General features: G+C 68.6%; 21 protein-coding genes. 12 read left to right on the forward strand and 9 right to left on the reverse strand.

What is annotated here, in order from left to right; genetic code table 11:
• The first annotated feature begins 5 nt into the window (after positions 1-5).
• The 3 genes from IM708_RS01355 (at position 6) to IM708_RS01365 (ending at position 3,286) form a co-directional block, all read left to right on the forward strand.
• On the forward strand, positions 6-701 hold the full coding sequence (locus IM708_RS01355; RefSeq protein ID WP_209424498.1) for a GntR family transcriptional regulator: 696 nt from the start codon (positions 6-8) through the stop codon (positions 699-701).
• Positions 702-741: 40 nt separating this feature from the next.
• Positions 742-1,482, forward strand: coding sequence for an SDR family oxidoreductase (locus IM708_RS01360; RefSeq protein WP_209424499.1), 741 nt, complete (start codon positions 742-744; stop codon positions 1,480-1,482).
• 112 nt (positions 1,483-1,594) lie between these two features.
• Complete coding sequence (locus tag IM708_RS01365; protein ID WP_209424500.1) at positions 1,595-3,286, forward strand: thiamine pyrophosphate-binding protein; 1,692 nt, start codon at positions 1,595-1,597, stop codon at positions 3,284-3,286.
• Between the two features lie 190 nt (positions 3,287-3,476).
• On the opposite strand, the gene IM708_RS01370 is transcribed toward IM708_RS01365, so the two are convergent.
• From IM708_RS01370 to IM708_RS01380, 3 genes are all read right to left on the reverse strand, one after another.
• Positions 3,477-4,964 carry a tripartite tricarboxylate transporter permease gene (locus tag IM708_RS01370; protein WP_209424501.1) on the reverse strand — a complete coding sequence of 496 codons (1,488 nt, stop codon included), beginning with the start codon at positions 4,962-4,964 and terminating at the stop codon, positions 3,477-3,479.
• A complete protein-coding gene (locus tag IM708_RS01375) occupies positions 4,964-5,431 on the reverse strand; it encodes a tripartite tricarboxylate transporter TctB family protein (protein ID WP_209424502.1) in 468 nt (155 codons plus the stop codon). Before IM708_RS01375 ends, IM708_RS01370 begins: the two co-directional genes overlap by 1 nt.
• Positions 5,432-5,531: 100 nt before the next feature.
• Positions 5,532-6,518 carry a tripartite tricarboxylate transporter substrate binding protein gene (locus IM708_RS01380; RefSeq protein ID WP_209424503.1) on the reverse strand — a complete coding sequence of 329 codons (987 nt, stop codon included), beginning with the start codon at positions 6,516-6,518 and terminating at the stop codon, positions 5,532-5,534.
• Between the two features lie 187 nt (positions 6,519-6,705).
• Between IM708_RS01380 and IM708_RS01385 the strand changes: the two genes are divergently transcribed.
• Positions 6,706-7,578: a VOC family protein gene (locus IM708_RS01385; RefSeq protein ID WP_209424504.1), complete on the forward strand. Its 873-nt coding sequence runs from the start codon at positions 6,706-6,708 to the stop codon at positions 7,576-7,578.
• A 51-nt stretch (positions 7,579-7,629) separates the two neighbouring features.
• Here IM708_RS01385 and IM708_RS01390 read toward each other — a convergent pair whose 3' ends face one another.
• From IM708_RS01390 to IM708_RS01400, 3 genes are all read right to left on the reverse strand, one after another.
• Entirely contained in the window at positions 7,630-8,889 is a 1,260-nt protein-coding gene (locus tag IM708_RS01390) for an FAD-dependent oxidoreductase (protein ID WP_209424505.1), read from the reverse strand.
• Positions 8,890-8,982: 93 nt separating this feature from the next.
• On the reverse strand, positions 8,983-9,882 hold the full coding sequence (locus IM708_RS01395; protein ID WP_209424506.1) for a DMT family transporter: 900 nt from the start codon (positions 9,880-9,882) through the stop codon (positions 8,983-8,985).
• A 149-nt stretch (positions 9,883-10,031) separates the two neighbouring features.
• On the reverse strand, positions 10,032-10,778 hold the full coding sequence (locus IM708_RS01400) for an aspartate/glutamate racemase family protein (RefSeq protein WP_209424507.1): 747 nt from the start codon (positions 10,776-10,778) through the stop codon (positions 10,032-10,034).
• A 331-nt stretch (positions 10,779-11,109) separates the two neighbouring features.
• Here IM708_RS01400 and IM708_RS01405 point away from each other — a divergent pair, with 331 nt between their 5' ends.
• From IM708_RS01405 to IM708_RS01440, 8 genes are all read left to right on the forward strand, one after another.
• Positions 11,110-12,252, forward strand: coding sequence for an enolase C-terminal domain-like protein (locus tag IM708_RS01405; protein WP_209424508.1), 1,143 nt, complete (start codon positions 11,110-11,112; stop codon positions 12,250-12,252).
• Complete coding sequence (locus IM708_RS01410; protein WP_209424509.1) at positions 12,249-13,568, forward strand: FAD-dependent oxidoreductase; 1,320 nt, start codon at positions 12,249-12,251, stop codon at positions 13,566-13,568. The genes IM708_RS01405 and IM708_RS01410 overlap by 4 nt, the downstream gene beginning before the upstream one ends.
• Positions 13,569-13,599: 31 nt before the next feature.
• Positions 13,600-14,577 carry a TRAP transporter substrate-binding protein gene (locus IM708_RS01415; RefSeq protein WP_209424510.1) on the forward strand — a complete coding sequence of 326 codons (978 nt, stop codon included), beginning with the start codon at positions 13,600-13,602 and terminating at the stop codon, positions 14,575-14,577.
• Between the two features lie 117 nt (positions 14,578-14,694).
• The gene (locus IM708_RS01420; protein WP_209424511.1) at positions 14,695-15,228 is read left to right on the forward strand and encodes a TRAP transporter small permease; all 534 of its coding nucleotides are present in this window, start codon (positions 14,695-14,697) and stop codon (positions 15,226-15,228) included.
• Between the two features lie 12 nt (positions 15,229-15,240).
• Positions 15,241-16,554: a TRAP transporter large permease subunit gene (locus tag IM708_RS01425; protein WP_209424512.1), complete on the forward strand. Its 1,314-nt coding sequence runs from the start codon at positions 15,241-15,243 to the stop codon at positions 16,552-16,554.
• 99 nt (positions 16,555-16,653) lie between these two features.
• On the forward strand, positions 16,654-17,418 hold the full coding sequence (locus tag IM708_RS01430; RefSeq protein WP_209424513.1) for an enoyl-CoA hydratase/isomerase family protein: 765 nt from the start codon (positions 16,654-16,656) through the stop codon (positions 17,416-17,418).
• Positions 17,415-18,947 (forward strand): AMP-binding protein, encoded by a 1,533-nt coding sequence (locus IM708_RS01435; RefSeq protein WP_209424514.1) that lies wholly within the window; start codon positions 17,415-17,417, stop codon positions 18,945-18,947. The genes IM708_RS01430 and IM708_RS01435 overlap by 4 nt, the downstream gene beginning before the upstream one ends.
• Entirely contained in the window at positions 18,944-20,128 is a 1,185-nt protein-coding gene (locus tag IM708_RS01440) for a Xaa-Pro peptidase family protein (protein ID WP_209424515.1), read from the forward strand. Before IM708_RS01435 ends, IM708_RS01440 begins: the two co-directional genes overlap by 4 nt.
• Before the next feature lie 745 nt (positions 20,129-20,873).
• Here IM708_RS01440 and IM708_RS01445 read toward each other — a convergent pair.
• The 3 genes from IM708_RS01445 to IM708_RS01455 are packed head-to-tail and all read right to left on the reverse strand — an operon-like array spanning position 20,874 to position 24,167.
• Complete coding sequence (locus IM708_RS01445) at positions 20,874-21,707, reverse strand: IclR family transcriptional regulator (RefSeq protein WP_209424516.1); 834 nt, start codon at positions 21,705-21,707, stop codon at positions 20,874-20,876.
• The gene (locus tag IM708_RS01450; protein ID WP_209424517.1) at positions 21,704-23,404 is read right to left on the reverse strand and encodes an FAD-dependent oxidoreductase; all 1,701 of its coding nucleotides are present in this window, start codon (positions 23,402-23,404) and stop codon (positions 21,704-21,706) included. The genes IM708_RS01445 and IM708_RS01450 overlap by 4 nt, the downstream gene beginning before the upstream one ends.
• 10 nt (positions 23,405-23,414) lie before the next feature.
• Complete coding sequence (locus tag IM708_RS01455) at positions 23,415-24,167, reverse strand: SDR family oxidoreductase (protein ID WP_209424518.1); 753 nt, start codon at positions 24,165-24,167, stop codon at positions 23,415-23,417.
• Between the last annotated feature and the right edge of the window lie 131 nt (positions 24,168-24,298).

The following is a 24,298-nucleotide window of genomic DNA, read 5'->3' on the forward strand; positions in this document are numbered from 1 at the left end:
GGGCCATGTCCAACGAACTTAGATCCGCGCAGGCAAAGCCCGGCCCGTCATCGTCACAACGGGCCTATGCGCAGCTTCGCGAGCGGATCCTGCGGTCGCGGTTCCTGCCGAACCAGAAGATCAACGAGGTCGCGCTTGCCAGCGAGTTGAACATCAGCCGCACGCCGCTGCGCGAGGCGCTGCACCGGCTTGTCGCCGAGGGGCTGCTGGTCGACCGGGGTCGGGGACTCTCGGTGCCCGGGCTCGAACCGAAGGTGGTTTTCGATCTGTTCGAGGCGCGGCTCGAGATCGAGTGCGCGACCGTCCGCCTCGCCTGCGAACGCGCCGAAGATGCGGAACTCGAGGCGCTGTCCGAATTCCTCAGCGAAAGCATGGCGGAGTCGCCCGACGCCTCAGTCGACCGGCTGATCGAACTGGATCTTCGGTTCCATGACACCATCGCCGCACTCGCCCGCAACGAGGTGTTGCGGCAGACACTCTCCAACCTCAACGACCGTATCCATCTGGTCCGCTGGATCGCCATGGAGGGCCGACGCGAGCGCACACAATCGGAGCATCGTGACATCCTCGACCACATGTGCGCGCGCGACAAGAACGCCGCCATTGAGGTGATGCGCGAACATATCCTGCATCGGAACGACGACATCCTCGTGGCGATCAAGGCGGCGTACGGGCACGTCTACACGCTGTCGTCGGCCTGACGCCGGCGTGCAAGGCGGCACAGTCGAAGGAGCGCGTAGCATGGAACGTCACATCATCATCGGATCGGGCTCCGGTATCGGCGCCGCGCTTGCGCGGATTCTGGCTGCGCCGGGAATGGAGTTGCTGCTGCACACCGGCCAGAACGCCGATCGCCTGCGCGGTGTCGCCGCGGACTGCGAGGCGAAGGGGGCAAGGGTCGACACCTGCCTGGGCCTGACCGAGGAGCCGCATCTGGCAGAACGGGTTTCAGACTGGCTGGACCAGCTGCCCGCCGGCGGGTTTACCACCTTCACCTTCGCCGCCGGTTACGCGAAACTCGGGACGCTCGACACCGCCGACGCGAAGGCGCTGCGCACCGCGCTCGATGCGATGCCGATGGCCTTTCAGACCCTGGCGGCGCTTGCCTCGCGGAAATTGCCGGATCGGCGCGGCCGCATCCTGTGTGTCAGCGCCTTCGGGGCGCACCGGACCAAGACCCACAGCTATGCCCCCACCGCCCCGGCGAAAGCGGCGCTGGAGGCCCAGGTGCGCCTCTTCGCCGCCAATCTTGCGCCGCGGGGGATCACGGTGAACGCGCTGGTCCCCGGCTTCATCGCCAAGGAGGCCGGAACGCCCTCCTCGCTGACGCCGGAGCAGTGGACCAAGGTGACGGACACGATCCCGATGGCGCGCATCGGCCGCCCCGAAGAAGTCGCCGCGGCGGGGGCGTTCCTGCTGTCGGAGGGCGCGGGCTACATCACTGGCCAGAACCTGCACGTGAACGGCGGCCTGACCCTGTAGGGCGGGCCTTCGATCATTGCGAAACTGCCTGCATGTATGTATACAACCACGGATACAGTTTTTTGCCACGGCTTTCCTGATCGGTTCGGGATAGCCGAGAGGAGGGTTCTTCTTGGAAAACAGGCTCAACGGCGCCGAAGCCATGGTGCGCATGCTGGAAGCGCATGGGGTGAAGCACATCTTCGGCTTGTGCGGCGACACGACGCTTCCCTTTTACGATGCCATGCATCTGCTCGACCACGACATCGACCATATCCTGACCCGCGACGAACGTAGCGCCGCCTACATGGCGGATGGCTATTCGCGCGTGACCGGCCGGCCCGGGATTTGCGAGGGCCCGTCCGGCGGTGGGGCGACCTATATCCTGCCGGGCCTGATCGAGGCTTCCGAAAGTTCCTATGCGATGCTTGCCATCACCACCGACATCTCGGTCGGGACCTATGGGAAGTACCCGCTGACAGAGGTCGATCAGGAGGCGCTGATGCGCCCGCTGACTAAGTGGAACACGGTGATCCGGCACGCCGATCACATTCCGCGGATGGTGCGCGCCGCCTTCCGCGCGATGACCACCGGGCGGCCCGGCGCTGCGCATCTGGGCTTGCCCTATGACATCCAGTACCATCCGGTCGAACCCACCGACATCTGGGCCGACCCGAAGCTTGCCAGCTATCCGGCCTATCCGACCGGCCCGGACGCGGGCGCGATCGAGGCGGCGATCGATGCCATCCTGTCGGCCCGGAACCCGCTGATCGTCTGCGGCGGCGGCGTTGTCGTGGCGGGTGCCATGGACGAGCTCGAGCGTATTGCCACGCGGCTCGACATCGCGGTGGCGACGTCGATTTCGGGGCAGGGGTCGCTGGCGGACGTTCACCCCAATTCGCTGGGCGTGGTGGGTTCGAACGGCGGCACCGATCAGACCTGGGAGCTGATGGAAGTGGCCGACCTGATCGTGTTCATGGGGTGCCGCGCCGGGTCGACCACGACCTCGCGCTGGGAGGCGCCGAGTGTCGGCACGCGGATCGTGCATTTCGACGTCGACCCGTTGGTGATCGGGGCCAACCTGCCGACGGAGGTCGGCGTGGTGGGCGACCTGCGGATGTCGCTGGAGATGGTGAACGCGGAACTCGACCGGCGGGGACAGGGGGGCGCCACCTTCGGGGGGGCGGCGGCCGTCGCGGACATCAAGCGCCGCAAGTTCGAGATCTTCGACCGGATCGCGGCAGGGACGGAGCGGCCGATCCGACCGGAGCGCGTGATTTCGGACCTGATGAAGGTTCTGCCCCCCGATGCGACCGTGGTGTCCGATCCCGGGACGTCGTGCCCCTACTATTCGGCGTATTACAGCCAGCAACTCGCCGGGCGGTACTTCATCACCAACCGTGCGCATGGGGCGCTTGGCTACGCGCTGGCGGCGTCGCTGGGCGCGTGGTACGGGCGGCCGGGCAGCAAGACGGTTGCGCTGATGGGCGACGGGTCCTTCGGGTTCACCGTGGGCGAGCTGGAAACGGTCTGTCGGTCGCGCGCGCCGATCACCTTCATCGTCTTCTCGAACTCCAGCTACGGCTGGATCAAGGCAAGCCAGATGGCCGACAAGGGGTCGCGCTATTACAACGTCGATTTCGACCGGGTCGATCAGGCGGCGGTCGCGGCGGCCTATGGCGTGAAATCCTGGCGGGTGGAGGACCCCGAGGCGCTGGAGGGCGTGCTGCGCGCGGCGGTGGCGCACGACGGCCCGACGCTGGTCGATATCGTCAGCCAGCCGCTGGAGGAGGCCAACGCGCCGGTGCGCCGCTGGATGGGCTGAGGCCGGGGCCGAGAGGGATCAGCCGGGGCTTTCCGCGCCGAAACGGTGAGGAATGGAGGGGTGTGCAAGTTGCACACCCCGATCAAGTCACTGAAAGAACGGCATAAAGATTTTTCTGTTAACCTGATCTTTACCCGGATTCCAGGCGCATCGCGGTTTGTAGATCGCTCCCGCCGTCGGGTGGGCCGCCTCAGCCGACCTTCGGCGCGCGGATCCGCAGGAAGTAGATGAACAGGAACATCATCGCGTAAAGCCCGAGGCTGATCGGGCTCTGGAAGAAGATCATCACGTCGCCCTGCGAGGTGATCAGCGCGCGGCGCATGTAAAGCTCCAGATACGGCCCGAGGATGAAGCCCATGAGCATCGGCACCAGCGGATAGGACATCAGCCGGAGCAGATACGCGAAGATCCCGATCCCCAGCGCCACCCACATCTGAAAGACCGAAAAGGTGGAGGCATAGGTCCCCACCATGGCCACCATGGCGATGAAGGAATAGAGCACCGCGCGGTTCATCCGGGCCAGCCGGATGTAATAGGGCCCGAAGACCAGCACCGAGAGGAAGACGAAGACCGCCGCCACCATCAGCGCGGCAAACATGGGCGCGATCGTCGCCATCTCGTTAGTCAGGAGGCCCGGTCCGGGCACCAGCCCGTGGATCAGAAGCACGCCGAAGATGATCGCCGTGACCGCGTCGCCCGGAATGCCGAGGGTCAGGAGCGGCACGACCGCGCCACCGCACATGGCGTTGTTGGCGGATTCTGCGGCCGAGAGCCCCTCGTGCGAGCCGTTGCCGTATTCCTCGCGTTTCTTCGACACACGCTTTGCCTCGGCATAGGCGACGAAGGACGCCATCGAGGCCCCGCCGCCGGGAAGCATGCCGATCAGCACGCCGATGATCGAACTCTTGACGTAGGTCCACCAGCCGATCTCTCGGATGTCCGCCCATTTCGGCAGGAAGTCGCGGTGGCGCACCTTGAAATTCGGCGCATCGAGCGCGCCCCGGGGCGGGGAGCCGCCCTGCAGGAACAGCTCGCAGACGGCGAAGAGGCCGATGACCGCCGGCAGCAGCAGCACGCCCTCGATCAGGTTGTGACTGCCGAAATCGAAGCGGCCCTGCGCCACCATGTTGTCGAAGCCCACGGTCGAGATCATCAGGCCCAGGGTCACCGCGACGAGGCTTTTCCAGATCGAGCCCTTGGCGACGATGACCACGGTCACCACTGCCATGAAGACCAGCGCGAACTTGTCGGGGGTGCGAAAGAGAAGCGCGAACTGGCTCATCGGGATGGCGACGAACATCAGCACCAGCGCGCCGAGGACGCCGCCGATGGAGGACGCCAGCGCATCGAGGCTCAGCGCCTTCGCGCCTTCGCCGCGCTTGGTCAGCGGGTAGCCTTCCATCGTGGTGATGGCGCCGCCGGCCGCGCCGGGAATGTTGACGGTGATGCCCGTCACGCTGCCCGCGTAGATGCCGGACATGAAAATCGCCATGACCATGACCAGCGCGTTGGTCAGCTCCATCGCGAAGGTGAAGGGCAACAGAAGCGCGATGGCCAGCGTCGCGGTCAGTCCGGGGATGGCCCCAAAGAGCAGCCCCATAAGGAACCCGCCCACCAGGTAGAAAAAGGTCACCGGATCGGTGAGCGCGCCGAAGCCCTGAAGAATTTCCCCGGACATCAGAACCGGCCCGCCGGCAGGAAAAGCTCGAACAGGTAGGCGAAGAAGAGCCAGCCCGACACGGTGATCCCGGCCGCGATCAGGGCCGAGGTCAGCACCGCGCGGACGCCGCCCAGGCGGTCCTGCTCGAACAGCCAGGCGACGGCGAAGGTGTAGCCCGCCGTCGCGATCCAGTAGCCAAGCGGCTCGAACGCCCAGACGAAGCCTGCGGTCAGCGCGATCAGGGCCAGCGTGCGCAGCGCGAAGGTTCCGCCGACCTCGTCATCGGGGTCGGGGGTGCCGCGCAATTCCTGGACCAACACGCCGAGCGCGCCGATTGCGAGTACCACGACCAGGATCAGCGGCATGAAGGCCGGGCCGGGTTCGCCCCGCGCGAAGGGGAAGGTCAGCGACAAGGCCTGATGCAGATAGGCGGCATCGAGCGCGAGGATGAAAAGGGCGAAAATGACCTGGCGGTTGAGGGTCACTGGCGGTTCTTCCCCTGGCTTCTTGATCTGCGAAGCGACCCGGCTGCTGCGGACAACCGGGTCGCGATGGAACTTCGGGCAAGTGTCGCCGTGCGACGGATCAGTCGCCGATAAGGCCTTCCTCGGTCAGCCGGTCAAGCATCTGCGTCGCGCGTTCCTGCATCCGTTCGACATATTCCTTCGCCGCCGGACCGTCCATCCAGTAGGCATTCATGCCGGTTTCTTCCGCGCGCTGCTGGAATTCGGGGTCGTCGAAGCCCGCCTTCATCGCGGTGATCAGCGTCTGCTGGATGTCCTCCGGCGTCTCGGCGGGAACCGCCAGAACCCGCATGCCGCCCCAGGCCACGTCATAGCCCAGTTCCTTGAAGGTCGGCACGTCGGGCAGGTTCGCGTCACGCTCCTCGCCCATGACGGCCAGCACGTTGACCTGGCCGGCTTCATGCGCGGTGGCCACGGTGGCGTAGCTCAGGCTGCCGGCGTCGTTCTCGCCCGACAGCAGCGCCTCGCGCTGTTCGGCCGAGCCGTGGGGGAAGGGGATGTGATTGACCTCGATCCCCAGTTGGTCCGCCATGTCGAGGGCGTGAAGATGCCAGATCCCGGCGATGCCCGAGTTCGACACCGTCACCTCGCCCGGCCGTTCCTCGGCGGCGGCGATGAAGTCGTCCAGGGATTCCCATCCGGTGTCGGCATTGACGGCCAGCACCGTGGGATAGAGCGTCACCATGGCGAGGTAGCTGAGGTCGGCGGTATCGTAGCCCGGCACCAGGTCGCGGTAGGGAACGGTGATCATGCTGTCCCAGGTCAGGGTGCCGATGGTGTAGCCGTCGGGGCGCGCGCGCATCAGCCGCAGCACGCCGACGCCCGACTGCGCGCCGGTGATGTTCTGCGTGCGGATGCCGACGCCCAGCGGCTCCTCGACATACTGCAGGAAGGTGCGCATGACGGAATCGGTGCCGCCGCCGGCGCTCCAGGGCATGATGTGGGTCAGGTCGCGGGCGGGAAAGTCCTGCGCCGCGGCGCCCACCGCGCCCGACGCCACAAGGGCGGCACCCGCCAGGGCGGTGCGAATGCTGTGTCCAAGGGTCATGGTCAACCTCTCTGTCAGTTGTGACGGGCACCAGACGCATCCTTGATGCGGCGCCCGTCGGGATCCATTCTGTGCCGGTTTGAGCACGGGCTTGTTTGTATACATCATGCTATACATTAAAGAGTGCATTGCAACGGTTTTCGCGCCCTCTTGTCCGGGCCGCGCAGGGAAGTCAGGAACACGGGTCATGAAATCAGCCAACCAACCCGCGGATCGCGAAGTCACCCTGGACCACAGCGGCCATTTCGTCGCCGATGCCGACGCCGCCCGGCGCGCGCTGGAGGAGCTTGGCTTCACCGTCACGCCGTTCTCGGCGCAGGTGCAGCCGGACCCCGAAACCGGGGCGGAACGCCTGACCGGGACCGGGAATGTCTGTGTCATGCTGCCGGCGGGGTATCTGGAGTTCCTGGTCCACACCGCCGACACGCCGATCGGACGGGAATTCAGCGCCGCGCTTGGCCGTCGCGCGGGCCTGCATCTCTGCGCCTTCGGGGTCGCGGATGCCGCTGCCCGCCACCGGGAACTGACGGAAGCGGGGGTCGAGATGCGCCCGCTCGTTCATTTCTCGCGCGCGGTGGAAACGGTCGTCGGGCATCGGACCGCCGCCTTCACCGTCGCGCGCATGGCGGCGGGATCCATGCCCGAAGGCCGCGTCCAGGTCCTGACCCATCACGATGAGGCCGCCATGTGGCAGCCGCGCTGGACCCGGCACGCCAACGGCGCGCAGGCGCTTCAGGCGATCCTCGTCTCGGCGCCGGACCCGCAGGAGGCCGCCGCGCGTTTCGCCCGGCTGCTGGGCCGCGCGCCCGAGGAAACCGAGGCGGGACTGCGCATCGCGCTTGATCGCGGCGCGGTCGAGTTTCTGCCCGAGGACGCAGCAACCGAGCTGATCGGGCAGGCGGTGGACCCCGGGCGGTCCTGTTTCGTCGGGCTGCGCGTCACCGTGGCGGACCTGTCCTTCCTGCGCGCGCGGCCCGAGGCGAAAGCGGTCGGTGACACGCTCGTTCTGCCCTTCGCGCCGGCGCTGGGGCGCGGTGCCTGGCTGTTCCAGACAGCCTGATCGGGGAGGGACGGTAGCCGAACCGCCGCAATCCCCCTGACTGCGGCTGGATCAGGCGAAGCGCGCCGGGCTGAACGGGGCAAGGTCGATCTCGGGTTCCTCGCCGGCGACAAGCTGCGCGTTCAACCGCCCCGTGCGCGCCGACGACACAAGCCCGACATGGCCATGCCCGAAGGACTGGACGACGCCCGAAAGCCTTGATGCCCTGCCGATCACCGGCAGTCCATCGGGCGTGCTGGGCCGGTGCCCCATCCAGACGCGCCCCTCGGCAGTGTCGAGGCCGGGAAAAACCTTGGCGAGATGCGTGCGCAGGACCTCGGCGCGGCGCCAGTTGGGGGCGGCGTCGAGGCCTGCGATCTCGACCTGTCCCGCGCAACGGACGCCGTGCTGCAGCCGGCTGATCACCACCTTCCGGTCGCTGATCATGACGCCGGTCGTCGGGCCGGGCAGGTTGTCGCCGCCGGCGATGGTGACGTGATAGCCGCGCTCGCTTTCCAGCGGCACGCGGTCGCCGGCCTTGATCGCCAGCGCGCGGGAATGCGCACCCGCGGCGATCACCGCGGCGCTGCAGGCAATCTCGCCCTGCGTCGTCTCCACCGCGGTCAGCTTGCCGCCGCTTTCGCGAAACCCGGTGGCGCGGGCGATGATGCGCCGCGCGCCCAGCGTTTCGGCATGCGCAACCAGACCGGCGCAATAGGCGCCGGGGTCGCGGCACTGCCCGCCTTCGGGAACGTGGATGGCGAAGCGGTATTCCGGCGCAAGATCGGGCTGGCGGCGGGCCAGTTCCTCGCCCTCGACCTCCTCGAACGCGATGCCGAGGTCGCGCCGGATGTCCCAGGCCATCGCATCAGCGGCATAGGCGGCGCGATCGGGGTAGACATGCATCAGCCCGCATTCCGCGTCGATGAGGTGCGACAGGCCCGCGCGGGCGGCGATTTCGGCATGCAGCGCGGGGGCGCCGACCAGCAGCGCGCGCAGATGCGCGGCGATTGTCCTCAGCTTTGCCTCGGTCGAGGCCGAGGCAAGGTAGCGCCAGAGCCACGGCGCAACCCGTGGCAGATAGGTCGGACGCAGGCTCAGCGGTCCCAGCGGGTCCATCAGCCACCGCGGCACCTGCTTCCAGACGCCGGGCGCGGCGGGCGGCAGGACGGAATGCGACGAGAGCCACGCCGCGTTGCCGTAGCTGGCGGCCTGTTCGCCGCCCGGCGGATCGGGATCGACCAGCACCACGCCGAAGCCGCGATCGGCCAGCTGGACCGCGGTATGGGCGCCGATCAGCCCCGCCCCGATGACAACCACATCCGTTTTCATCGTGCCCATCACCTTCCGTCGTTCCTGTCGTTTTCCGTACCCGGCCGCCTGTGCCCAGGAATGTATGCAGAATTGTGGACCGGACGCAACGCGCTAGCGCCACATGCCGGTCAGCCACCGCAGGCGGACCCCGCCGACCGTCAGCAGAAGCGTCCCGCCCAGGATCACCGCGGCGCCGATCCAGGTGTTGATGCCGGCAACCTCGCCAAAGGCCACGAAGGCCAGCAGGGCCACCACCGGCAGGCGCAAAAAGTCGATCGGCGCCAGCCGAGAGGCCTCGGTCAGCGAAAACGCGCGGGTCAGCATCGCCATGTTCAGCGCCCCCAGCCCGCCCTGCAGGGCCAGCAGCGCCAGGATGTCCCAGCTCGGCGTTGCCCAGAAATAGAGCGCCGGCAACACCGCCAGCGGCACCGTCACCACCAGGTTCCAGGCGACCAGCGTGCGGGTATCGTCGCGCCGCGACATCACCTTGAGCATCAGTTGCGACACCGCGATCAGCGCCGCCCCGCCCAGCGCGAACAGCAGCGCCGGCGACGGATCGCCCTGTCCTGGCCGGATGATGATCAGCGCGCCGCAGAAGCCGGCGAGGATCGCGATGATGCGCAAGAGGTCGAGCCGTTCGCGCAGCACCATCCAGGCGCCCAGCGTCAGGAACAGCGGCGCGGTGAACATGATCGCGGTGGCATCGGCCAGGTTGGCGCGCGCGAAGGCGGCATAGAACGCGACCAGCGCGCCCAGCTTGATCCCGGCCCGCACCACATGCGTCCAGCGATAACTCGACCGGGCCAGCCGCGGCAGCGAGACCATCCACGGCGCCACGAACAGAAGCCCGAAGGCGCTGCGGAAGAAGCCGATGGCGAAGGGATGCATGGTCTCGGACACAAGCCGGACCAGCACCGCATCCAGCGCGTTCAGCGCCGCGGCCATGACGGCAAGGACGATCGCCAGCGCGGCGCCCGGTTCACCCGTCGAAAGACCTCGGAACCTGTTCATCGCACCCCACTTTCACGACTGTCGCCCCGCTGGACGCGGAAACTGAACCTCGGCACCCACCTGCCTTCCCCCTCAATGTAGAGGGCGCGGGACGGCGGCCCGGCCCCCTCCGCGCGGCTTTCGCTCCCCGCTGCCGGTCGTCGCCCGGTTCAGCCGCGCAGCGCCGGGAAGGACGGCGTCGGATCGGCAAAACGCGGCGGCACCAGGGCCGAGTGGAACCAGGTGACGAAGCTTGCGATCGAAAAGACCGGCAGGCCGGTGGCGGCCCGGATATCGGCCGCATAGGGCACCATGTTCGTGCATTCCAGCACCAGCGCGCCCAGTTCCGGATGCGCGCGCTGCAGCGCCAGCGCGGCGGAAACGTTGTCCTCGCGCGCCGCCGCCACGTCGAGTTCCGGCTCGTTGCCGATGATCACGCGGGTGAATTCGCGCCCGCCCTCGGTGGTGCCGATCGGTGTGTCCGCCGGCACGCCCGCACGCTCCAGATGCAGCGGCGTCAGGGTGGAGGCCGATATCGTCAGGATCCCCGCCCGACGCCCCGGCGCAAGCAGACTGTTCACCGTCGCCACCTGCATCAGCGACGAGGTCGCCACCGGCACCGGCACCGCCGCCGCGATCTCGTCCTGGAAGATCGACAGGAAGCCGCAGTTGGTGGTGATGCCGTCGGCGCCTTCCGCGACCAGGTCGCGCGCGGCGTCGATGAAGGCGTCGAGCATCCCCTCGGCCCGGCGGCGCACCACCAGGTCGGGGCTGGCGTTGCGCACCACGCGGTAGAGGACGGGAAAGGGCCAGCTGAGCGCGTTGCCCATGTCGCCGGGGATGCGCGGAAAGCGCGCCTCGAGCATCAGGATGCCCACCGCCGCCCCGTAGACCGCCTTGCCGCCGCCAACCTTCATGCCCGCCCCTTCGTCATCGCCGATTTCTCTCGGCCGCCGCCGTGATTTCCGCCCGGCGCGCGGTCTTGCCACCGGTTTTCCGGTCCGCAGCACTTCCCGCCGCGGCAACTTGACTCACCCCCACAGAGTTTGCAAGCTGTGTTGAACACGGGGCTGTGTACAATGGAGCATGCAAAGTGTCAGCGGGTGGCGAGATCAGGGAAGCGGCCGAAGTCATCGCCAGGTTTCGGCGTCGTGCCGCGCTAGCCGTTATGCCGGCGCGCAGGGCTTGCGGGGATCCGTTCGGGCCCTTGCCGCTGCGCGCCGCCCCACCTGTGAACGGGTCGACCGCATGACCGCCGACCTTTCCCAGCGGATCGTCGGGTTCGATCTATGGCACCTGGAATTGCCGGTGGTGTCGCGCCGCGACCACGGGATCGGAAGCGTCGCCGGCACGGTCGAGGTTGTCGTGCTGCGCCTGACCGCGGAAGACGGCACCCAGGGCTATGGCGAGGCGGCCTGCTGGTCGGTCTTCACCGGCTCGCCCGAAGCCAGCCTGGCCGCGCTCGACCGCTATATCTGCCCCCTCGCGCTGCACCGGCCGCTTGTCGAAGCCGCTGGCATGATGGAAGCCGCCGCGCGCGTCGTGGCGCATTGCACCGAGGCAAAGGCGGCGCTGGAAACCGCGCTGCTGGATCTGGTCGGCCGGGTCGCCGGGCTGCCGGTCTGGGCCTTGCTGGGCGGCTGCGCGCAGGCCGAGATTCCGCTTTCCGTCTCGCTCGCCGATCCGGACTTCGGCGCCGATCTGGCACTGCTCGACCGGCTGCGGGCGGATGGTGTCGGCATCGTGAAGCTGAAGGCCGGTGTCGCCGGGCACCGGTTCGACCTGGAGCGGCTGGAACGGTTGCGGCGCGACCATGCCGACATCGCGATACGCGTCGATTACAACCAGGGCCTGGGCCCGGCCGAGGCCGCCGCCTGCCTGCGCGACGTGGCAACCTTCCGCCCCGATTTCATCGAGCAGCCGGTCGCCGCATCGCAGTTCGCGCTGATGCGCCGCCTGCGCGAGGCGATCGACGTGCCACTTCTTGCCGACGAAAGCGTCTTCGGACCCGAAGACATGCTGCGCGCGATCGCGGAGGGCATCTGCGACGGCGTCTCGGTCAAGGTGATGAAGGCCGGCGGGCTGCGGCGTGCACAGTCGGTGGCCCAGATGGCGGCGGCGGCGGGCCTTTCCGCCTATGGCGGTGACATGTTCGAGACGGGGCTGGGCCATCTTGCCGGTGCCCAAATGATCGCCGCGACGCCCGCCATCGGGCTGGGCTGCGAATTCTACCAGGCCCGCTACTACCTTGCCGAAGATATCCTTGCGCAACCCTTTCCGATCCGCGAAGGTCGGGTCGTGGTGCCGCCGGGGCCGGGCCTGGGTATTGCCGTCGATACCGACCGCCTTGCCCGATTTTCCCGCCGCACCCTGACCCGAGAGGCCGCATGAGCACGACCGACACGCTGCCCCAGGACCAGAGCGCCGACAGCGCAGGCGGCCCGGCCGCGGCTTCCGGAACGGTTGCCATTATCGGGGCCGGGATCGTCGGCGTCGCCACCGCGCTCTGGCTGCAGCGCTTCGGGCGCAAGGTGATCCTGATCGACCGCGCCGGCCCAGCCGAGGGGGCGAGCTTTGGAAACGGCGGCGTGCTGGCCGCCTGTTCGGTGGTGCCGGTCACGGTGCCAGGGCTTCTGGCCAAGGCGCCGCGGATGCTGTTCGATCCCGGCCAGCCGCTGTTCCTGCGCTGGGGCTATCTGCCCCGGCTCGCGCCCTGGCTGATCCGCTACCTGCGGCACGGCAATGCCGCCGATGTCCGCCGCATCGCCACGGCGCTGCACGGGATCATCGGGGATAGCCTTGCCGATCATCGGGCGCTGGCGGCCGGCACCGGGGCCGAGCGTTTCGTCGTGCCCTCCGACTACATGTTCCTCTACCGCGACCGCGCCGCCTATGACGCCGACGCCTTCGGCTGGGAAATCCGCCGCGACCTCGGCCTGACCTATGAGGAAATGGACGGCGAGGCGCTGCGCGCGCATGATCCAGTCTACGGCCCCGCGGTCGGGTATGCCGTGCGCGTCCCCGATCACGGCCGCATTTCCGATCCGGGCGCCTATGTGCGCGCGCTGGCCGATCACGTCGTGGCCCAGGGCGGCGCGCTGCGCATTGCCGAGGTGACGGATATTGCCTGCAGCGATGGCCGCGTCACCGGGCTGCGGCTGCGCGCCCGCGACGGCACCGCCGAAACGCTGGAATGCGACGCCGCGGTGATCGCCACCGGCGCCTGGTCCGGCGCGCTGGCCGCGAAGCTGGGCCTCAAGGTTCCGCTGGAAAGCGAGCGTGGCTATCACATCGAGCTTTGGGAGCCGAGCGCGATGCCAAAGGCGCCCGGGATGATCGCGGCGGGCAAGTTCGTCGCCACGCCGATGGAGGGGCGCCTGCGCCTTGCTGGCGTGGTGGAGTTCGGCGGCCTCGACGCGCCGCCCTCGCGCCCGCCGGTCGAGTTTCTCAAGCGGCAGGTCGCGGCGGCCTTTCCCGGCCTGACCTGGCGCAAGATGACCGAGTGGATGGGCCATCGCCCGGCGCCGACCGATTCGATCCCGCTGATCGGGCCGGTGCCCGGGGTCAGCGGCGCCTACCTTGCCTTCGGGCACCACCACGTCGGCCTGACCGGCGGGCCGCGCACCGGACAGCTTCTGGCGCAGCTGATCGCCGGGAAACGCCCGAACATAGACCTTGCGCCCTATGCGCCTTCACGCTTTCAATAACGACAAGCCGCAACCGACAGGGAGAATGATGATGCGGACGATGACCACCCTCATGACTGCCACGGCGCTGACTGCGGTCGGCGTTTCGGCCATCACGGCCGAGACCTGGGACCTGCCGATGGCCTATCCGGCGACCAATATCCATTCCGAGAACGCCGCGGAATTCGCCTCCTGCGTCGCGGATGCGACCGACGGCGCGATCGAGATCGTCACCCACCCCAACGGCTCGCTTTTCGCCGGCAACGACATCAAGCGCGCCGTGCAGACCGGCCAGGCGCCCATCGGCGAGCGCCTGATCTCGGCTCACCAGAACGAGAATCCGCTCTTCGGTATCGACTCCATCCCGTTCCTGGCGACATCGTTCGATGATCACGAGGAACTTTGGGAAGTCGCGGGTCCGGCGGTCGCCGAACTGCTCGACTCGCAGAACCTCGTCTACCTCTACTCGGTCGCCTGGCCGCCGCAGGGGCTCTACTTCAAGCGCGAGATCAACTCGGTCTCCGACATGGAGGGGATCCGCTTCCGCTCCTACAACACCGCCACGGCGCGGCTGGCCGAACTGACCGGCATGCGCCCCGTGCAGATCGAGGCCGCCGAACTCAGCCAGGCGCTGGCCACCGGCGTGGCCGAGAGCTTCATCTCCTCGGGCGCGACCGGCTATGACAGCCAGGTCTGGGAAAGCCTGACGCATTTCTACGAGGTCGACGCCTGGCTGCCGCGCAACATCATCTTCGCCAACAAGCAGGCCTGGGAAGGTCTGGACGAGGACACGCAATCCGCCATCCGCGACTGCGCCGCGGAAGCCAAGGAACGCGGACTGGAGATGTCGAAGGAATACACCAACTTCACCCTCGACGGGTTGCGCGACGGCGGCATGATCGTCCAGCGCGCCAGCGACGAGCTGATGGAAGGTTTGCGCGAAATCGGCGACACCATGACCGAGGAATGGCTGGAAAGCGCCGGCGAGACCGGCCGTGAAGTGATCGAGGCGTATCGCAGCGCCGACTGACCACTCGCTTCGGGACGCGGCCGCCTGCGCGCCGCGTCCCGCCACTCTGGTCCGACCTCCACCACTTTTGTCCGACCCCCATCACTTTTGTCCGACCCAACGACGACGGAGGCGATCATGGCCCGAATGCTCGGCCTTGTGCGACGCATTCTCGATACGATCTATCTGATCGGCGGCTATATCGGGGCGGCCTTCCTGATCACGATCCTGTTTCTGATCACCGCGCAGATGATCGCGCGCTGGACCGGCCTGACGATTCCCGGCGCGTCGGATTACGCCGGCTACGCGATGGCCGGCGCCTCGTTCATGGCGTTCGCCTACGCGCTCAACACCGGCTCGCATATCCGCGTCACGCTCGCCCTGACCGCGCTGGGCCGCTGGCGCCGATGGGGCGAGGTGTGGTGCCTTTCGATCGGCGCGGTAGTGGTCAGCTACATATTTTACAACGCCTGGAACGCGGTCTACTGGTCGCGGCTCCTGGGCGATGTCAGCCAGGGGCAGGACGCGACGCCCCTCTGGATCCCGCAGATCGTGATGGTGATCGGCTCGGCGCTGCTTGCGATCTGCCTGTGGGACAACCTGATCCGCATGATCTTCACCGGCACCTCGGGCACCGAGGGCAGCGCCGGCGACGCGGCGCAATCCGAATAAGGGGCTTCCTGGATGGAACAACTCGCGCCGATCGCGATCTTTCTCTTCGTGCTGTTTCTGCTGCTGGGCACCGGCGTCTGGGTGGGGCTGGCGCTGGTCGGCGTCGCCTGGGTGGGGATGGAACTGTTCACCGCGCGCCCCGCCGGGGACGCGATGATCACGGTGATGTGGCGCTCCTCGTCGTCCTGGACGCTGACCGCGCTGCCGTTATTCATCTGGATGGGCGAGATCCTCTACCGAACACGCCTGTCCGAGGACATGTTTCGCGGCCTCTCGCCTTGGCTGGCGCGGCTGCCCGGCGGGCTGGTGCATACCAATATCGTCGGCTGCACGGTCTTCGCCGCGGTTTCGGGGTCTTCGGCGGCGACGCTGACCACCGTGGGCAAGATGTCCATCCCCGAACTGCGCAAGCGCAACTACCCCGAGACGATGGTGATCGGCACGCTGGCCGGCGCGGCCACGCTGGGCCTGATGATCCCGCCGTCGCTGGCGCTGATCGTCTATGGCGTCACCGTCAACGAATCGATCACCCGGCTTTTCATGGCGGGGGTTTTCCCCGGCCTGGTGCTGGCGGGGATGTTCATGGCCTATGTCGCCATCGCCGCGACCCTCTCGCGCAACTTCAACCCGACGCCAGAGCCGCGCACAACCTTCATGTGGAAGGTGAAGAATTCGCGCTCGCTCATTCCGGTGATGATCCTGATCCTCGTCGTGATCGGCTCGATGTATCTGGGTTACGCCACCGCGACCGAAGCGGCGGCCTTCGGGGTGATCGGGGCGCTGATCCTTGCCGCGACGCAGGGGATGCTGAGCTGGCACACCTTCATCGAAAGCCTGCTCGGCGCCACCCGCACCTCGGCGATGATCGCGCTGATCCTTGCCGGCGCGGCGTTCCTGTCGCTGTCGATGGGGTTCACCGGACTGCCGCGCGGGCTGGCGCAGTTCATCGACGGGCTCGATCTGTCCACCTTCCAGTTGCTGATGGTGCTTCTGGTCTTCTACATCATCCTCGGCATGTTCCTGGACGGGATTTCCTCGGTCGTGCTGACCATGGCGATTGTCGAGCCGATGATCCGGCAGGCGGGGATCGACATGATCTGGTTCGGCATCTTCATCGTCGTCGTGGTGGAAATGGCGCAGATCACGCCGCCCATCGGCTTCAACCTCTTCGTCCTGCAGGGGATGACGAAACACCAGATGACCTTCATCTCCTGGGCGGCGCTGCCGATGTTCCTGATCATGGTGCTGATGGTCTTCGTGCTCATCGCGTTTCCCGAAATCGCCACCTGGCTGCCCGAGAACATCCGCCAACGACCGGGCGCCTAGTAAATGAGCACCGGGTGACCACGCGACCGCCGGCGCCCGGCCGCAACCCGGCGCGGCCGGGCGCTGGCGGTCCTGTCTGAAACGATCCAGGAGGGTCCCATGCCGGACTACATCATCCTTGAAACCCGCGGCGCCGTGCGCCTGATCACCCTGGACCGGCCCGAGGTGATGAACGCCTGGCACCGGCCGATGCGCCAGGAACTCGTCGCCGCATTGCACGACGCCAATGCCGACGCCGATGTCCGCGCGGTGGTGCTGACCGGCGCCGGCGATCGGGCCTTCGGCGCCGGGCAGGACCTGGGCGAGGCGCATGGCTTCGACGCCGACCGCGCGCGCGAATGGATCGACGAATGGGCCGAGCTTTACGGCGCGCTGCGCGCCCTCGACAAACCCTCGATCGCGGCGCTGAACGGGGTCGCGGCGGGCTCGGCCTTCCAGTTCGTGCTGCTGTGCGATCTGCGCGTCGGGCATGCCGATGTCCGCATGGGTCAGCCCGAGATCGACGCCGGCATTCCCAGCACCACCGGCCCCTGGGTGATGCTGGACCGGATCGGCCTTGCCCGCACGATCGAGCTGACCCTGACCGGCCGCCTGATGGACGGCGAGGAATGCCACCGCCTCGGCCTGATCTCGCGGCTCGTCCCGGCGGCGCAGGTGCTGCCCGAGGCGCTTGCGCTGGCCGAGGAACTCGCCGCCAAGCCGCCCGTCGCGATGCGGCTGAACAAGCGCCGCTTCCGCGAGTTGACCGAAGCCTCCTTCCGCGAGGCGCTGGACGCCGGCGCCCGCACCCAGGCCGAAGCCTACGGCACCGGCGAACCGGCGCGGATGATGGAGGCTTTCATGGCCCAGCGCGGCCGGAAATGACGACAGAGACGCCGCCGCCCGGCGGCTTCCTGGAACCGATCCTGACCCTCGCCTGCGACCGGCCCGAGCGCGTCTTCGCCCGTTTTGACGGCGAGGCGCTGCGCTTCGGCGACCTCGACCGGCGCACCGCGGCGCTCGCGGCGGGGCTGACCGCGCGCGGCCTGCGCCCCGGCGCCGTGGTCGCGGTGATGCTGCGCAACTCGCTCGACGCGGTGCTGACGATCCTTGCGCTGGCTCGGGCCGGGATGGTCTGGGTGCCGGTCAATGCCCAGGCGCAGGGGCCGGGCCTGCGCCACATCCTCGATCATTCCGACCCGGCGCTGGTGATCGCCGAGCCCGACCTCGCCCCCGCGATCGCGGCCTGCGGCGCCGGCGCGCGCCCGCTCCTGCGCCGCGGCGCCGAGCTTCAGGCGCTGCTCGACGGCCCGGCCGCGCCCGCGACCCCGCCGCCCGCGCCCGATGCCCGCTTCGCGCTGATGTACACCTCGGGCACCACCGGGCCGGCCAAGGGCGTGCCGGTGACCCACCGCATGATGCGCATCGCCGCCGAAGGGGTGGCCCAAGTGACCGACGCGCGCCCCGGCGACGTCATGTTCATGTGGGAGCCACTCTACCACATCGGCGGCGCGCAGATGCTCGGCCTGCCGGGGCTCGTCGATGTAGAGCTGGCGATGACCGCCTCCTTCAGCGCGCGGCGGTTCTGGGGGCAGGTCGCGGCCAGCCGGGCGACGCATGTCCACTACCTCGGCGGGATCCTGCAGATCCTGCTCAAGCAGCCCGACAGCCCCGAGGAACGCGCGACCCGCCTGCGCGTCCTCTGGGGCGGCGGCTGCCCCGCCGAGGTGTTCGAGGCCGCCCGCGCCCGCTGGGGCTTCGCGATCCGCGAATGCTACGGCATGACCGAAATGTCCTCGATCACCACCGTGTCGGACGGCGGCACCGCGGGGGTGGTGGGCAAGCCGCTGCCCTGGTTCGACGTCAGCATCCGCGATGCGCAGGGCCGCGCCCTGCCGACCGGCGCGCGCGGCGAGATCGTGGTCGAAACCCGCGATCCCGGCGCCTTCTTCGCGGGCTACCACCAGAACCCCGAGGCCACGCGCAAGACCCTGCGCGCCGGCCGCCTGCACACCGGCGATGTCGGATCGCTGGACGACAGCGGCACCTTGCGGTTTCACGGCCGGCTCAGCGACGCGCTGCGCATCCGCGGCGAAAACGTCTCCGCCTGGGAGATCGAACATGTCGTCACTAGCCACCCGGATGTGGCCGATTGCGCCGTCACCGCCACCGCCGCCGAGATCGGCGAGCAGGAGGCCGTCCTCCACGTCCAGCCGCGCGCCGGTGCCGCGCTCGACCCCGCGACGCTCGCCGCCTGGCTCGAACCGCGCCTCGCGCGCTACCAGTTGCCCCGCTACTTCCGGCTGGTCGAGGGTTTTCCCCGCACCCCCAGCCAGCGGATCATGAAACACAAGCTGCCCCAGGGCCACGATGGCGCCTGGGACCGGCTGGCCAGAACCGAGGTGACCCGATGACCCATCCGCTTCTCTTCACGCCCGAGGAATTCCGCGCCCGCGTCGCCCGCACGCAGAAACTCATGCGCGACGCCGGTATCGACGTGCTGCTGGTCTCGAACCCGGCCAACCAGTTCTGGCTGACCGGCTATGACGGCTGGTCCTTCTACACGCCGCAGATGGTGGTGCTGCCGGTCGATGCCGACGAGCCCTTCTGGTTCGGGCGCAAGATGGACGCCGTGGGGGCGAAGTTCACGGCCTTCCTCGCGCCCGAAAACGTCATTCCGTATCCCGACAGCTACGTCGGCACGCCCGACCGGCACCCGATGCAGTTTCTGGTCCGGATCCTGAAGGAACGCGGGCTGGACCGCGGCCGCATCGCCGCCGAGCAGGACGACTACTACTACACCGCCAAATGGAACCGCATCCTGACCGAGGGGATGGGGCAGGGCGAATTCGACGACGGCTTCCTGCTGGTCAACCGCGCCCGCATGGTCAAGTCCGAGACCGAGCTGCGCTACATGTCCGAGGCCGGCCAGATCGCCGGCGCGGCGATGGAAGCCGCCCGCCAGACCGCCCGCCCCGGCGTGCGCCAGTGCGACGTCATGGCCGAGGTCTACCGCGTCACCACCGCCGGCCTGCCCGGCATGGGCGGCACGTTTCCCTGCAAGCCGCCCAACGCGATGGTGGGCGAGCTGGCCTCGGCCCCGCACCTCAGCTGGACCGACGCGCCGCTGCGCGAGGGAGAGATTTTCTACATCGAACTCGGCGGCATCCGGCATCGCTATCACTGCCCGCTGTCGCGCTGCATCTATGTCGGCACCCCGCCCGCCGAACTCGTGCGCACCACCGAGATCATCCGCGAGGGGCTGGAAGCCGCGCTCGATGCCGTGCGGCCCGGCGCGCTCTGCGAGGATCTCGCGGCGGCGTGGAAGCGCGTGATCTCCCGCCACGGGATCGAGAAGGACTCGCGCATCGGCTACCCCGTCGGCATCGGCTTCCCGCCGACCTGGGGCGAGCTGACCTGTTCCCTGCGCGACGGCGACAAGACGGTGATGGAGGAAAACATGACTTTCCACGCCATCCCCGCGCTCTGGCAGGCGGACCACGGACTCGTGGTCTCCGAAAGCTTCGCGGTAAGCGCGGAGGGCGCCAGCTGCTTCGCCGACTACCCGCGCGAACTGCTTTCGACCGACGCCTGATCGCTGGCGGCGCCGGGCATGATTTCGGATAGTATATTCGGATCAATGCACTGCGCGCCATTTTTGACGTAGAAACGGGTGAGCCCGTCGCAGTCAATTTCCCCGCGGGGAATTAACACCCTTTTCAGATTTCGGCCCGCCCACCCGCCACCCGGTCCCCCCGCGTCGGGTCCGGGCGCATCCCCGACAGGCGGTGATTTCCCCGCGGGAAATTAACGCCCTCTTCAGACCGGATTTCCCGCGGGGAATTCCGGCTCGCCCACCCGCCACCCGGTCCCCCCGCGTTGGGTCCGGGCGCGTCCCCGACCGGCGGTGGTTTCCCCGCGGGGAATTAACGCCCTATTCAGACCGGATTTCCTGCGGGGAGTTCCGACAGGCCCGCCCGCCACCCGATCCCCCCGCGTCGGGTCCGGGTACGTCCCCGACCGGCGGTGGTTTCCCCGCGGGGAATTAACACCCGATTCAGAGTGGATCTCCCGCTGGGAATTCCGGCCCGCCCGCCATCCGGTCACCCCCTCATCGGGACCGGGGGCATCCTCGACCGGCGGTGATTTCCCCGCGGGGAATTAACATCCTTTTCAGACTCCCCCGCGGGGTGGTGCGGCTTGCGCACCTGCCAACCCCGTCGCCCCACGTCGGTCCGGACGCATCCCCGACCGGCGGTGATTTCCCCGCGGGGAATTAACGCCCTATTCAGACCGGATTCCCTGCGGGGAAAATCCGGCGGTCCGCGGCGGGACCGGCATCAATCGCTTGCCGCGCCGACCCAGCCCAGATCGGACGAGAGCGTGCGCACGAAACCAAGGGTGCGCGCCACCGCAGCCGAGGTCGGCTCCAGCCCGATCAGCCCGGTCGGGCCGATCACCGTCAGCGCCAGCTTCATCACGCCGGTATGGTCGAAGACCGGCGCGGCGATCGCGCTGACGCCGGGGATGGGGATGTCGCGCGTCGTCGCGTAGCCCTGCGCGCGCACGGCGCGGATGCGGGCGCGCAGCGCGCCCTCGTCGAAGTCCGAGGCCGGCGCATCGGCCCGCGTCGCCGCGTCGATCTCCTGCCGGATGACGGGTTCGGTCTGGGCGGGCGGATGGAAGGCGGCGAAGAGCGCGCCGGTGGCGGTGTTGGTCATCCGGAAGATACCGCCGGGCTGGACATTGGCGTGAATGCGGTTGGGGCTTTCCTCGACATAGACGATGGTCGCGCCGTGCAGGCCCCAGACGGTGACCGCGACCATCAGCTGCAACTCCTCGACCAGCGCGGGCACCCGGCGGATCGTCTCGCGGTAGGCGTTCTGGCTGCGCAGCCGGCTCAGGCCCAGTTCCAGCGCGAAGGGCCCCAGCGTGTAGAGCCCGCGCTCGGTCTGCTCGACCAGCCCGCTGGCGCGCAGGCTGACCAGGTAGGGGTGCAGTTGCGACGCGGCCATGTTCAGCGCCTCGGACAGGTCGCGCAGCATCATCGGCGCCTCGGCGCGGGCCAGCCGGCGCAGCACCGTGCCCGCGGTTTCCAGCGACCGCACACCGCGTTGCGCCCGCGGCGCCCCGCCGCTGCCGTCGGCGCCTTCCGCTGCGCCGATGTCGGTCATTCGTTCGCGCCGGCCAGATGCCGGGCGGCGATGTAGCCGAAGGTGATCGCCGGGCCGAGGGTGATGCCGCCGCCCGGATAGTTGCCGCCCATGATCGAGGCCATGTCGTTGCCCACCGCGTAAAGCCCGCCGATGGGCTGGCCGGCCTCGTCGAGGACGCGCGCGTTTTCATCGGCCTTGAGCCCGGCAAAGGTGCCCAGATCGCCGATCACCAGCTTGACGGCGTAGAACGGCCCCTTCTCGATCGGGGCAAGGCAGGGGTTGGGTTCATGCTCGGGATCGCCGAGGGAGCGGTTGTAGCTGGTCGTGCCCTTGCCGAATTCGGGGTCCTCGCCGCGCCGGGCGTGGTTGTTGAAGCGCGCCACCGTGCGCTCCAGTTCCGCGGCATCGGCGCCGAACTGCCGGGCCAGTTCCGCCAGTGACCGCCCGCGCAGCAGGTAGCCGTCGCGGATCAGTTTGCCGAAGGGCACGGGCGCGGGCTTGGCGTAGCCCAGCCCGTAGCGGCGAAAGGCGCGGTGGTCGGTGATGAACCAGGCCGCGATCTCGCCGCCCTCCTCGTGCTGGCGGGCGACCATCGCCTGGCAGAAGTCGTGATACGAATTCGCCTCGTTCACGAAACGCCGGCCGGAACGGGTGACGGCGATGACGCCGGGTTTCGAGCGGTCCACGAAATGCGGGAAGGTGCCCAGCGTCCCGTCCGGCCGCCGCGGGCGCGAGATCGGCACCCAGGCGGCGGCATGGGGCAGGGACGTGTCGACCGTCGCGCCCACGGCCTCGCCCAGCCTGAGCCCGTCGCCGGTATTGCCCGGCGGTGCGGGCGAGGCGTGTTCGTGCCCCGAGGGGGCGTGCGGCATCAATTCCTTGCGCCGCACCGCGTCCTGCGGGAAGCCGCCGGCGGCCAGCACCACGCCGCGGCGGGCGTGCACCTCGACCGGGCCGGTGGCGGTATGGACAAGCGCGCCGGTGACGCGGCCGGTGTCGTCTTGGATCAGCTCTCGCACGGGGGCGTCGGTCCAGATCGGCACGCCCTTGTCGAACGCCGATTTCGCCAGCCGCCCGACCAGCGCATTGCCGTTCATCAGCCGCATGGGGCGGCCGTGGAAGAGCCGGTCGCGCAGGAACTTGGCGAAGAGCACCGCGACATAGCCCGCCGAGACCGGCGAGCGCAGGACGTTGAAGAAATGGAGCAACTCCTTGCCCGAGCCGATCATCATGCCGAGGAAGGTGATCTCGGACAGGGGGGGGCGCAGGCGGCGGATTTCGCGGCCCAGTTCGCGGCCGTCGAAGGGCCGCGCGACGATGGAGCGGCCGCCGTCCATGCCGCCCGGCGCGTCGGGGTGATAGTCGGCGAAGGTCGGGCCGAGGTCGAACTGCAGCGCCGTTTCACGCTCGAAGAACTCGACCGCGCGGGGGCCGTTGTCGAGGAAGGCGTCGACGCGGTGCGGGTCGAAATGCGCGCCGGCCTCGTGCTGCAGGTAGCGCCGGGCCTCGTCCTTGCTGTCCGTCACGCCCGCACGTTGCGCCGGGGCGTTGCAGGGGATCCACATCCAGCCGCCTGACCGCGCCGTGGTGCCGCCGAAGAGCGGCTCCTTCTCGACCACCAGCACCTTGAGCCGGCGGTGGGCGGCGGCGACGGCGGTGGCCAGCCCCCCGGCGCCAGAGCCCACCACCAGAACGTCGCATTCGTGTCGTTTCATCGCGCTTCCCTTACGCTGCGAGGTAGCCGCCGTCGACCGGCAGCAGCGCGCCGGTCACGTAGCTGGACATGTCCGAGGCCAGGAACAGGACCGGGCCAACCAGTTCCTCGGGCCGGCCGGTGCGGCCCATCGGGGTATGCGCCATGAAGCGCCCGATGGCCTGCGGGTCGGCGCGGGTGGCTTCGGTCATCGGCGTGTCGATGACACCGGGGGCCAGCGCGTTGACGCGGATGCCGTCGCCGGCCAGTTCGACCGCGAGCGCCCGCGTCATCTGCAGGATCGCGCCCTTCGAGGCGGCGTAGGCGGCGACGTTCCGCCCGCCGGCGACCGACATGATCGAGCCGAGGTTGACGATGCGCCCGACTGTTTCGCGAAGTTGCGAAATAAAGGCGCGGGTCAGGTTCATCGCGCCGGTCGCGTTGACCGCGAGCGTGGCGTCCCAGTCGTCGGCGGCCTCGGGCGCGGTGATCGGATTGCGCCGGATGATGCCGGCATTGTTGACCAGGATCGCGGCCGGCCCGAGGTCCGCGGCGACCGCGGCGGCAATGCGCAGGCAGGCGGCGCGGTCGGTCACGTCCAGCCCCCAGGCCCGCGCCGTGCCGCCGGCGGCGGTGATCTCCGCCGCCGTCGCCGAAGCACTTTCCGCGTCGATGTCGCAGACGGCGACCGCCGCGCCGGCCTCGGCCAGGCCGCGGGCGATGGCGCGGCCGTTGCCGCGCCCGGCGCCCGAAACCACCGCCACCTGTCCCGCGATGCCTTTCATGGAATCCCCGTTTTTGTTTCTTGCAAATCGATTTGACTATATCTAACGTTTTCGTCGTGCCAAGGGCTACCTTTCGTGGGAACCCGGATGCATCAAACGGAGAGGCGCGCGCGAACGGGTTCGCGCCGGAG

Origin of the sequence: Pararhodobacter sp. SW119 (genome assembly GCF_017811755.1) — a bacterium.
Taxonomy (GTDB): Bacteria; Pseudomonadota; Alphaproteobacteria; order Rhodobacterales; family Rhodobacteraceae; genus Pararhodobacter.